The 12,058-nt window shown below is 34.9% G+C and carries 9 protein-coding genes; 5 read left to right on the top strand and 4 right to left on the bottom strand.

What is annotated here, in order from left to right; translation table 11 throughout:
- Positions 1 to 123: 123 nt before the first annotated feature.
- From OIU83_RS03325 to OIU83_RS03310, 4 genes are read right to left on the bottom strand one after another with little or no spacing between them, the layout of a single operon-like run.
- Positions 124 to 915 (bottom strand): hypothetical protein, encoded by a 792-nt coding sequence (locus tag OIU83_RS03325; protein WP_264204849.1) that lies wholly within the window; start codon positions 913 to 915, stop codon positions 124 to 126.
- 24 nt (positions 916 to 939) lie between these two features.
- On the bottom strand, positions 940 to 1,668 hold the full coding sequence (locus OIU83_RS03320) for an MIP/aquaporin family protein (protein ID WP_264204848.1): 729 nt from the start codon (positions 1,666 to 1,668) through the stop codon (positions 940 to 942).
- A 25-nt stretch (positions 1,669 to 1,693) separates the two neighbouring features.
- The gene (glpK, locus tag OIU83_RS03315; RefSeq protein ID WP_264204847.1) at positions 1,694 to 3,190 is read right to left on the bottom strand and encodes a glycerol kinase GlpK; all 1,497 of its coding nucleotides are present in this window, start codon (positions 3,188 to 3,190) and stop codon (positions 1,694 to 1,696) included.
- A gap of 12 nt (positions 3,191 to 3,202) precedes the next feature.
- Complete coding sequence (locus tag OIU83_RS03310) at positions 3,203 to 4,792, bottom strand: glycerol-3-phosphate dehydrogenase/oxidase (RefSeq protein ID WP_264204846.1); 1,590 nt, start codon at positions 4,790 to 4,792, stop codon at positions 3,203 to 3,205.
- Positions 4,793 to 4,946: 154 nt separating this feature from the next.
- Here OIU83_RS03310 and OIU83_RS03305 point away from each other — a divergent pair, with 154 nt between their 5' ends.
- The 5 genes from OIU83_RS03305 to porL all read left to right on the top strand — a co-directional run bounded on the left by OIU83_RS03305 (position 4,947) and on the right by porL (position 12,021).
- On the top strand, positions 4,947 to 5,720 hold the full coding sequence (locus OIU83_RS03305; protein WP_264204845.1) for a DeoR/GlpR family DNA-binding transcription regulator: 774 nt from the start codon (positions 4,947 to 4,949) through the stop codon (positions 5,718 to 5,720).
- Positions 5,721 to 5,964: 244 nt separating this feature from the next.
- Complete coding sequence (gene topA / locus OIU83_RS03300; protein WP_264204844.1) at positions 5,965 to 8,484, top strand: type I DNA topoisomerase; 2,520 nt, start codon at positions 5,965 to 5,967, stop codon at positions 8,482 to 8,484.
- 3 nt (positions 8,485 to 8,487) lie between these two features.
- Entirely contained in the window at positions 8,488 to 9,639 is a 1,152-nt protein-coding gene (locus tag OIU83_RS03295) for a formimidoylglutamase (RefSeq protein ID WP_264204843.1), read from the top strand.
- A gap of 264 nt (positions 9,640 to 9,903) precedes the next feature.
- Positions 9,904 to 11,301 carry a T9SS ring complex lipoprotein PorK/GldK gene (gene porK / locus OIU83_RS03290; protein ID WP_264204842.1) on the top strand — a complete coding sequence of 466 codons (1,398 nt, stop codon included), beginning with the start codon at positions 9,904 to 9,906 and terminating at the stop codon, positions 11,299 to 11,301.
- A gap of 72 nt (positions 11,302 to 11,373) precedes the next feature.
- Positions 11,374 to 12,021, top strand: a complete 648-nt coding sequence (gene porL / locus OIU83_RS03285; protein WP_264204841.1) for a type IX secretion system motor protein PorL/GldL — start codon at positions 11,374 to 11,376, stop codon at positions 12,019 to 12,021.
- The last annotated feature ends 37 nt before the right edge of the window (positions 12,022 to 12,058 follow it).

Genomic DNA, 12,058 nt, shown 5'->3' with positions numbered 1-12,058 from the left:
TGATTATGACAAGATGTCATATGAAGATTTAACATTGTTTTTGTATTTTAAAATTAGCACAAAAAAAGCTCTCTTTTGAGGGAAAGAGAGCTTTGATTAACAAATTAAAAATCTATGCAATGGTTAGAACAAATTGACGTCTAACTGTACTCTTGCAATTTTATTTGCAGGGTTCCACATAGCAGTTGCGGAAACAGGTAATTTATAGTTAAATACCGAAATATCTTTGGAAGCTTTTATCCCTGTGTTTACAATATCGAAACTGCTTTCTGCTTTAGTGGTATATAAATATTTTTTTCCGTCAATTGCAAAACCAGCTCCCATGAAAACATTTAAATTTACTTTTTGATTTCGGATAACGGGGTAGCTTAATTCGACGTAAGTTGAATATCTGCTTTTGTATTTATTATTGTTGTCTAATTCTCTATCGTTTAAACCGCTATAAAGTAAAACGTCAGCTTCTATTCGTATAGGGAATGATTCAGGAAAGCGATATGAAGTTCTTAAATCAATTAGGTGAGTAGTGGTTAGTTTATTGTAATTAAAAACTTCAGGGTTTTCAATTCCTGTAGTATTAAATAAATCCCATAGTCCGATTGATAAATTATTTTTTTGATATTGAATATAATAATTTATCTCGCGATAGGTTCCGTCAAATCCAGCACCTCCCCAAATTCCAACTGTATAATTTCGTCCTTCATTTAATGCATAATGGATATTTCCAGTTGCGGTCATACCATCATTGATAACGAGTCCTCTCCATAGATGGCTGGTTTCTAGACCTACATTAAAGTCTAGACGAGATGGCTCAGTATTTTCTACTGGGGTAGAAATGCTATCTTGGATAGTTCTTTTTTGAGCGTATCCGGCTAGCCCTATAATCGAGATTATAGAGAAAAATAATAATTTTTTCATGATTTTTTGATTTATAAAGCCATACTAAAGCATTGTTACATATAAGAGTGCTGCTAAGCAAGCTCCTATAATTGGGCCAATAATTGGGATCCAGGCATAGCTCCAGTCACTGTTTCCTTTAAGAAGAAGAGAGTGTATAATACGTGGTCCTAAATCTCTAGCGGGATTAATAGCGTAACCTGTAGTGCCGCCCAAAGACAGTCCAATCGCCCATACCAAAATAGCAACAGGTAGAGCGCCAATAGATCCAAGTCCGATTTTAGCGTCAGAAGCAGTGCTGATGCTGAGCTCTGGACCTGCAATATAAAAGATTACGAAAATAAGAACGAAAGCCCCGATAATCTCACTAATCAAATTAGAAAAGGTGTTTCTTATTGCTGGTATTGTACTAAAACAAGCAAGTTTTCCGCCTTCATCCTCGGTAATGGCAAAATGATCTTTATGAAATAGCCAAACTAAGAATGCCCCTAACATAGCTCCGATTATTTGAGCAATAATATAATAAGATACCTGGCTCCAGGCAAATTTACCAATAAGAGCAAGTCCTATTGTTACAGCGGGGTTTAAGTGTGCACCACTAATTGGTCCTGCAACTGTTACGCCTACAAAAACGGCAAATGCCCAACCTGTAGTGATTACAATCCATCCCGAGTTGTTTCCTTTTGTTCCTTTAAGAACTACGTTTGCAACAACACCATTACCTAGTAAGATAACGAGCATTGTTCCTATGATTTCTGCAATAAATGGCGACATCTTTTAAAATTTAATGATTCATATTTTAGTCCTCAATCCAGTTTTTGGTACGTCCAACGGCTTTATCCCAGTTTTTTACTAGTTTGTCTACTTCTACTTTTGGCATTTTGGGAGAAAATACCTTGTCGACAGACCACTGTTGTTGTAATTCGGCTATATTTTTCCAGTATCCTACGGCTAATCCAGCTAAGTATGCTGCTCCCAAGGCAGTTGTTTCTAGTGTTTTGGGTCTTATTACGTTAAAACCAAATATATCTGATTGAAATTGCATCATTAAATTATTGATAGCTGCTCCGCCATCTACTCTTAGTTCTTTTCCTTTTCTTCCAAAATCAGCTTCCATTGATTTTGCTAAATCTAATACTTGATAAGCAATTCCTTCTAATGTAGCACGCGCTATATGCGCATTTGTCGTTCCTCTTGTAATTCCTAGAATTGCACCTCTGGCATATTGGTCCCAATGTGGTGCTCCTAAACCTGTTAAGGCTGGAACGAAATATACGCCGCCATTGTCTGGTACACTTGCGGCTAAGGTTTCAATTTCGTCGGCAGAATTGATCAATTTGGCGCCGTCTCGGAGCCATTGTACTGCTGCTCCGCCTACAAATACACTTCCTTCTAAGGCATAAGTTGTTTCACCATTAATTCTCCACGCCACGGTGGTTAGTAAGTTGTTTTTGGAATAAACAGGTTTGTTTCCAGTATTCATTAACATGAAGCAACCTGTTCCGTAGGTATTTTTTACCATTCCGGGGTCAGTGCATAATTGTCCGAAAAGCGCAGCCTGTTGATCTCCGGCTACGCCAGAAATTGGAATTTTTGTAGAAAATAGGGTAGTGCTGGTTTCTCCATATATTTCGCTGCTTTGTTTTACTTCGGGTAACATTGCTCTCGGAATGTCAAATAATTCTAGTAATTCGGTATCCCATTCTAATGTGTGAATGTTTAATAATAAAGTTCTACTTGCATTAGAGACGTCGGTCATGAATATTTTACCTCGAGTAAGTTTCCATATTAGCCATGTGTCCACTGTTCCGAAGCATAATTTTCCTTGTTCTGCTTTTTCACGTGCACCTTTGACATTGTCTAAAATCCATTTTATTTTAGTTCCGGAAAAATAGGCGTCTAATATTAATCCTGTCTTTTTTTGAATCATCTTAGCATGACCTTTTGCTTTTAATTCATCGCAATATTTTGCTGTTCTGCGATCCTGCCAAACAATGGCATTGTATAGAGGTTCGCTGGTTTCTCTATCCCAGACAATTGTTGTTTCGCGCTGATTGGTAATTCCAATTGCGGCAATTTCTTTTCCAGATACGCCTACTTTGGCAATGACTTCGGCAGCGACGCTAATTTGTGAAGACCAAATCTCGTTAGGATCATGTTCTATCCATCCCGGTTTTGGGAATATCTGTTCAAAGGGTTTCTGAGAAATGCTTACGATTTCTCCGCCATGATTAAATACGATGGCTCTGGAAGAAGTTGTTCCTTGGTCTAGTGTTAAGATTAATTTGTCTTGCATGATCGTATATTGTTAATGATGTTTTTTTTGAAATTCTGACAAAAGGAATCCGTTTGCAATGGTTTTAAAATGTGATATTTGGGTTTGTGTCCATGTTTCGTCATGCCCAAGTTCTTTTGCTAGTAATTTTCCAACTTTTTCGGATGAATCAATGGCAGCACGTGCATCTAGAAATAATAAACGTACTCTTCTTGCTAAGACATCATCTATTGTTCTTGCCATTTCAGAACGAATCGCCCAGGCTACTTCTGCCATGGTATAATCGTAATCAGGGTGTAGTTTTTCTTTTAATTCAGGCTCTTGTTTTTGTAATTCTAATATTTTTGGGATATCAGTTCCGTATATATATAAATGATTTTCTCGAGTCTTAGAATTTGTTTCTTTACTTCCATGAATTAAAATATGTTCCGTTTTGCATTTCTTTTTTGGTAAGTGGTGTACAACGATTGCTTTGTCTATGATGTCTTCGGCAATTTTTCTATAAGTGGTCCATTTTCCGCCAGTTATAGTTATCAATCCAGTTTCGGAGACAATTATTTTATGACTTCTTGAAACTTCTTTAGTGCTTGTTCCTTCTTTTTCTGGCGCGGCCAATGGTCTTAATCCTGCAAAAACGGATAAAACATCGGCTCGTGTAGGTTTTTTTGCTAAGAATCTTTGTGCTGTCTCTAAGACGAATTCAATTTCTGATTCTAGTGCAATAGGTTCTAGGCTATGCTTTTTAATTAGAGTATCTGTTGTTCCTACTACTATTTTATCATGCCAAGGCACGGCAAATAATACTCTTCCATCGCTTGTTTTTGGAATCATTAAAGCATGGTCGCTTGGTAGGAAAGATTTGTCGAATACAAGGTGAATTCCCTGACTTGGTACGATGTATTTTTTATATACAGCATCGTTTAGTTTCATTATCGCATTAGTAAAAACGCCAGTAGCATTAATAACAGCTTTACCTTTTATATCATATCTCTCGCCAGATTCATGATCTACTATTTGAACGCCGATAACTTTATCGTTGTCATTTTTTAATAGATCCATAACTTTGGTATAGTTTAAAATACAAGCGCCGTTTTCTGCTGCAGTTTGTGCAATATTTATAGCCAAGCGAGAATCGTCAAATTGTCCGTCTTGGTAGATAACACCACTTACTAAACCCTTTTGTTCTATAGTAGGGAGCAATTCAATAGTTTTTTTCTTCGAAATATACTTTGATCGACCCAGGCTTAGTCTCCCAGCTAACAAGTCATAGATAGTAAGTCCTATAGTGTAAAAATAACCACCCCACCAATTGTAATTTGGTATAACAAAAGATTGGTTTTTGACCAAATGGGCTGCGTTTTGAGCCATTAAACCTCTTTCTTTTAATGCTTCTCTTACCAAAGAGATGTCGCCTTGTTCTAGGTAGCGAACTCCACCATGAACTAATTTTGTGCTTCTGCTTGATGTTCCTTTGGCAAAATCTATTGCTTCAACCAAAACTGTTTTGTAACCTCTACTTGCAGCATCGAGTGCTGTGCCTAGTCCGCTAGCTCCGCCACCAATCACGATTACATCCCATTCAGGTGTTTGTTTTAGTTTTGTTAATTGTTCGAGTCGTTTCATTATATGTTTTATTTGTTGCGTTTTGTGTCTTTTCGCTTTCGAATAACGAAGTTAGCGAAATTAAATGAAACTAAATAAAATTAAATGAAATTTATTTTTTTATTTTATTTTTGTATCTTTCAATTATGCGAAATCTTAATATTAAAGAGGAATTATGACTATAATCAATAGAAGACAAGAGGATATACTTAAAGAATTAAATCAAAAGGGATATGTGAATGTAGTTGATTTATGTGAAACACTTAATGTTTCAAGTGTAACCATACGAAAGGACTTGAATTTTTTGGAAAACCAAAAGCTATTGCATCGTACGCATGGAGGAGCAAGTAAACAGCCTATTTATGCTTTTGAAAGGGATGTTAATGATAAAGAAGGATTGCAGGTAGAGCAAAAAAAACAAATAGCAGAAGAGGCGGTAAAATATATAAGTAATCACGATTATATTATATTAGGGTCGGGTTCGAATATTCATTATTTATCTCAGGTTATTAAAGGATTTCAAAAATTAACGGTACTTACACCTTCGTTAAAAGTGGCTTTGGAACTTAGTAAAGAAATAAATATCGATACAATACAATTAGGGGGAGATATTAGAAATAGTTCGACTTCGGCTGTAGGTCCGATTGCAGAGGCAACTTTAAGTCAGTTCTCTTGTAATAAATTATTCTTAGGGACAGATGGTGTTCATTTAGATTTTGGTTTGAGTACATCAAATGCTTTGGAGGCACATTTAAATCAAGCTATGATCGAAGTTGCAGAGAAAGTTATAGTTTTGGCCGATTCAACAAAAATGAATGTCAGAGGTTTTGGTAAAATTTGTGATTTAAATAAAATTGACGTATTGATTACAGATGCCGGTATTGATCTTGAAACTAAAACGAATCTCGAAGAAATGGGAATTGATGTAGTCATTGCCGGTAAATTATAGTTTCTCTTTCATTATTCAGATTTTTTTAATAGTCTTAATTCAGGTATTTATCGGGTAATCGTTTTGTAATAAAGTTTTCGATTTTTACTTCGTTTGAAAGAATGAGGAAAGTAATAACGCGAATATTTTTGTTATATATTAAGGTATAAATTAACAACTGCGAAAATAGATTTTTTTCAAAAAACGATTTGCGTGCACTCTCATTTAAAAAAAATAGATACTTTTGTTCCAGAAAAATAGAGTAATGGCAAAGAATTTAGTAATAGTTGAGTCACCTGCAAAGGCAAAAACGATAGAGAAATTTTTAGGAAGTGATTTTCAAGTAGAGTCAAGTTATGGGCATATTGCCGATTTACCTTCCAAAGAAATTGGTGTAGATGTAGAGAATGGTTTTAAACCTAAATATGAAGTTTCTCCCGATAAAAAAGCTTTAGTTAGTAAACTGAAAACATTAGCTAAAAATGCCGAAATGGTTTGGTTAGCAAGTGATGAGGATCGCGAGGGTGAGGCTATTTCATGGCATCTTGCCGAAGAATTAAAGCTTGATGTTAAAAAAACCAAGCGAATTGTTTTTCACGAAATCACAAAAACAGCAATCTTAAAAGCGATTGAAAACCCAAGAGAAATAGATTATAATTTGGTTAATGCACAGCAAGCGCGTCGTGTATTAGATAGATTAGTGGGGTATGAATTATCTCCTGTATTGTGGAGAAAAATTAAAGGAGGTTTATCAGCTGGACGTGTACAATCAGTTTCTGTACGTTTAATCGTAGAAAGGGAACGCGAAATTCAGAATTTTAATGCAGTAGCATCATATTCTGTTGTGGCAGAGTTTACCAATGAAGCCGGAAAAACTTTTAAAGCCAAATTACCTAAAAACTTTAATACTAAAAAAGAAGCCGAAGATTTTTTAAATAAAAATATTGGTTCTTCATATAAGGTTTCAGATTTAGAAACGAAACCTACCAAAAAATCACCAACAGCACCATTTACAACTTCTACATTGCAACAAGAAGCTGCAAGAAAATTGTATTTACCAGTTGGAATCACAATGCAATTAGCACAACGTTTATACGAAGCGGGACTTATTACTTATATGAGAACCGATAGTGTTAATCTTTCCAAAGATGCAATGGATGCAGCTCAGGCTGAAATTATTAAATCATACGGAAAAGAATTCTCTAAGCCGAGAACTTTTGCTAATAAAAGCAAAGGAGCACAAGAGGCGCACGAGGCGATCCGTCCTACAGATATGTCACGTCATACAGTGAATATCGACAGAGATCAAGCTCGGTTATATGATTTGATCTGGAAAAGAACATTGGCTTCACAAATGAGTGATGCACAATTGGAAAGAACCAATGTGAAAATAGAAGCTAATAATCATAGCGAAATTTTTACAGCATCTGGAGAAGTTTTGCTTTTCGAAGGATTCTTAAAAGTGTATCTTGAAGGTCATGATGATGACGAAGAAGAGCAAGAAGGAATGTTGCCGGCGATGAAAGTGAATGAGAAATTAATAAATAATTACATCACGGCAACCGAAAGATATTCTAGACCGCCAGCACGTTATACAGAGGCATCTTTGGTTAAGAAATTAGAAGAATTAGGTATTGGTCGTCCATCTACTTATGCGCCAACTATTTCTACTATTATCAATAGAAACTATGTAGAAAAAGGAAACCTTGACGGGCAAGAACGTAATTATACACAACTTACTTTGCAGTCTAATAAGGTAGGGGAGAGGTTACTAAAAGAAAATACAGGTTCAGATAAAGGGAAATTAGTCCCTACTGATATCGGAACAATTGTTACAGATTTCTTAGTAAAGAATTTCGAAACGATATTAGATTATAATTTTACTGCAAAAGTAGAGCAGGATTTTGATGAAATTGCCGAAGGAAATATTGACTGGGCACAAATGATGAAGGAGTTTTATGATAAATTCCATCCAAATGTAAAAGATGTTGAGGCTAATGCCGATAGAGAAAGTGGAGAAAGAATCTTAGGTAAAGATCCTGTTTCTGGAAGACCGGTTTCTGTTCGTTTAGGTAAATTCGGCCCAATGGCTCAAATTGGAGAGCCGGATGATGAAGATAAAAAATTCGCCAGTTTAATGGCAGATCAAAATATTGGTAATATAACGCTGGAAGAAGCTTTAAACTTGTTTTTATTGCCTAAAAACTTAGGGGAATATAAAGGAGAAGAAGTAGAGGTGAGTAATGGACGTTACGGACCGTATGTTCGTCACGGAAGTGTTTTTATTTCATTGCCAAAAGGAGAGGATCCTCTGGATGTAACAATAACAAGGGCTCAGGAGTTAATAGATGAGAAAGCACTTGCCGATGCGCCTATTGCTGTATATAAAGGAGAAGGAGTGCAAAAAGGTGTAGGTCGTTTTGGTCCTTTTATCAAATGGAACGGATTGTTTATTAACGTAAGCAAAAAATACAATTTTGATGATTTATCACAATCAGATATCGAAGCTTTGATTGAAGATAAACTTCAGAAAAATATTGATAAAGTACTTCATAATTGGGAAGAAGAAGGGATTCTTGTAGAGAAAGCTCGTTGGGGACGTTCGGTTATTACAAAAGGTAAGATCAAAATTGAATTAAGCAAAGATGTTGATGCAACAAAATTAACGTTGGCCGAAGTTCAGGAAATGATAGCTAAGAAAACGCCAGTAAAAAAGACAGCTGCCAAGAAAGCACCAGCTGCTAAGAAAGCTGTAGCTAAAAAACCAGTAGCAAAAAAGAAATAAGAAATGGAATTTGATTTTCTACAACCAGTTGCCGAAGAAATTCTAAACTACATTGATACATTGTCTTCTCAGGAATTGGGAAGTAAGATTGTTTTGCATACGAAAGAGCAATTTCCGGATTTAGCTAAAATTAATATTGCTATAATAGGAGTTTTGGAAAATCGCGGAAATACTTCTGCGATTAGTGATGTGAATCTGAATCCTGTTCGTAAGAAATTATACGGGATGTTTCCTGGAAACTGGGAAATGTCTATTGCAGATTTAGGGGATATATTGCCTGGAGATTCGGTAGATGATACTTACTATGTTTTAAAGAAAATAACTGCAGCTTTAATAAAAAATAGAGTTATTCCTATTGTCATTGGAGGTTCTCAGGATTTAACTTATTCTTTGTATCGTGCTTACGATGAGTTGGAGCAAATGGTAAATTTGGTAGCAGTTGATAATAAATTTGACTTCGGGAAAGAAAGCGAAGATTCTTCGTCGACTTCCTACTTGACTAAAATTATAGTAGATGCACCTAATAATCTATTTAATTATTGCAATATAGGTTATCAGACTTATTACAATTCACAAGAGGAAATTGATTTAATCGAAAAGTTGTTTTTTGATGCTTATCGATTGGGGGAAATGTCTAATAATATTGCTCTTGCTGAGCCAGTTTTTAGAGATGCCGATTTGGTGAGTTTTGATTTGAATTCAATAAAGTCTGCAGATTCAGGAAATATGATTTCATTTGAACCTAATGGTTTTAATGGTAAAGAAATTTGTTCACTTGCAAGATATGCTGGGATTAGTGATAAAGTAACTGCTTTTGGATTATTTAATCATGATAATACTTTGCAGGAAGCTCCGATTGTCGCGCAAATTATTTGGTATTTCATCGAGGGATATCATTATCGTTCGAATGAATATCCTTATGGTAGTCGAAAAAACTATTTAAAGTATATTGTTCCGTTGGAAGAGGAAGAGCTGGTTTTTTACAAAAGTGATAAAACAGATCGTTGGTGGATCGAAATACCGTTTATTTCAAATGGCAGTAATAAATTGAAGAGAAATACGTTATTATCATGTTCTTATGACGAATATTTAACGGCTTGTAATCAGGAATTACCTGAAAGATGGTGGAAAGCACAACGCAAAAATACAGTGTAATCGTTTTCGTAATAACACGCGTGTATTTACAGGGTTTTTGAAATGTTTGTTTTTGTTTTTATTAATGAGTTAAGTCGTACAAATATTAAAATTTAACGTTTTATGTCGATTTTAAGCGGTAGTTTATCGACTAAATATTTTTTTTTTATTTTTTTTAACTTTAATTTTGAACCGTGAAATAAATTACAAAAAAGCTATTGTTTTTTAGAAAAATAATAAATAGGTTTACGGACTTATAATAATGAATAGATAATCCAAATATATATGAAGAAGTTTATTGCATTTGCAGCATTTTTAACACTAATGATTAGTTGTGGTAGGTCAAGTGACAAAGGAGAATTGGTAGGTGTTAAAGGTGGGAAATGGTATCCTGAAAAGCCTTATGGAATGACTTTAGTTCCAGGTGGATCTTTTATTATGGGTAAGTCTGATGATGACTTGGCTCAAGTAGAAGATGCTCCAACTAAGACTGTTACTGTTCGTTCTTTTTATATGGATGAAACTGAAATAACAAATAGTGAGTACCGTCAATTTGTGGAGTGGGTAAAAGATTCTACAATGAGAGTTCGTTTGGCTATTATGGCAGATGAAATGGGACAAAAACCAGGTGCTGATGGTAAAGGTAAAAAAGGCGGAAGTATAGGTGATTATGCTTTTAATGATTCTGATCCAGAAAAGATGACAGCTTACGATAAATACATGTATGATAATTATTATAGTGTAGGTACAGCAGATGATCCTTATGCAGGAAGAAAATTAAACAAAAAAATTAAACTGGTAAAAGATACAAAAGGGTACCCAGATGAGTATTATACAGAAGTAATGGATTCTATGTATGTTCCTATTGCTGAGTCATATAATGGTTTGAGAACTGTAGATGTTAATAAATTGAAATTTAGATATTCTTGGATGGATATTCAAGCTGCAGCTAAAGCTAAAGTTGGAAAAAGAAAAGATTTTGTTAAGACTGAAGAAGTAGCGGTTTATCCTGATACAACAGTTTGGATTAAGGATTTTACTTATTCATATAATGAGCCAATGCATAATGATTATTTTTGGCATAAAGCATATGGGGATTATCCGGTTGTAGGTGTAAAATGGACTCAGGCAAAAGCTTTTTGTGCTTGGAGAACATTAAATAAAAACTCTTACATAAAAGCCAAAAAGAAAGGTCGTGATTTAGTGAACTCTTTCAGATTGCCTACAGAGGCAGAATGGGAGTATGCTGCAAGAGGTGGTCTAGAGTCTGGAACTTACCCTTGGGGAGGTCCTTATATTAGAAATGATAGAGGTTGTTTTATGGCTAACTTTAAGCCAAATAGAGGGGATTATGCTGCAGATAATGCTTTGTATACTGTAGAAGCAAAATCGTATGATCCAAATGGTTATAATTTGTATAATATGGCAGGTAACGTTGCCGAGTGGACAGATTCTTCATACAGTCCAAATGCTTACGAATATGTATCTACGATGAATCCTAATGTACAGGATGGTTCGAACAAACGTAAAGTTGTTCGAGGAGGTTCGTGGAAAGATGTTGCTTATTTCCTACAAGTAAGTACCAGAGATTTTGAATATGCAGATTCAGCAAGAAGTTTTATTGGTTTTAGAACGGTTCAAGATTATATGGGTACACAAGTAACCGGGAATAAAAAGAAATAATTAATTATTAGAGAGTAAATTAAAAACAATAACCAAATCCTTATTTTAAAACCTAAAACAAACAAACAAATTATGGCATTATTGAGTAAAAAAGCGATGAACTTCGCTTACGGTATGGGAGCAGCAGTAGTAATTATTGGAGCTTTATTCAAGATCACCCACTTTGAAATCGGACCTTTAACAGGTACATTGATGCTTTCAATTGGATTAGTAACAGAGGCATTAATTTTCGCGCTTTCTGCTTTTGAACCAGTTGATGATGAATTAGATTGGACATTAGTATATCCAGAATTGGCTAATGGACAAGCAAAAACTAAAACCGCAAAAGCAGATACCACAGCTGATGCACAAGGTTTATTATCTCAAAAATTAGATGTTATGCTTAAAGAAGCTAAAATCGACGGAGAGCTTATGTCAAGCTTAGGTAACAGTATCAAAAACTTTGAGTCTGCTGCTAAAGGTATTGCTCCAACAGTTGATTCAATTGCTTCTACTAAAAAATACAGCGAAGAGTTGTCTACAGCTGCTGCGCAAATGGAGTCATTAAATAGTTTATATAAAGTTCAATTAGAAAGTGCTTCAAGAAATGCAGAAGCTAACAAAGAAATTGCAGAAAACGCAACAAAATTAAAAGAGCAAATGCAATCAATGACTGCAAATATTGCTTCTTTAAACAATGTTTACGGTGGTATGCTTTCAGCTATGAATAATAAAGGATAATTAGTTAAAAACAATTATTATTAATAAAAAACTAATT

The sequence above is a fragment of the Flavobacterium shii genome, from assembly GCF_025847235.1.
Taxonomy (GTDB): Bacteria; Bacteroidota; Bacteroidia; order Flavobacteriales; family Flavobacteriaceae; genus Flavobacterium; species Flavobacterium shii.
The sequence above is the reverse complement of the archived record's forward strand: the minus strand, read 5'-3'. Positions and strand labels throughout refer to the sequence as shown.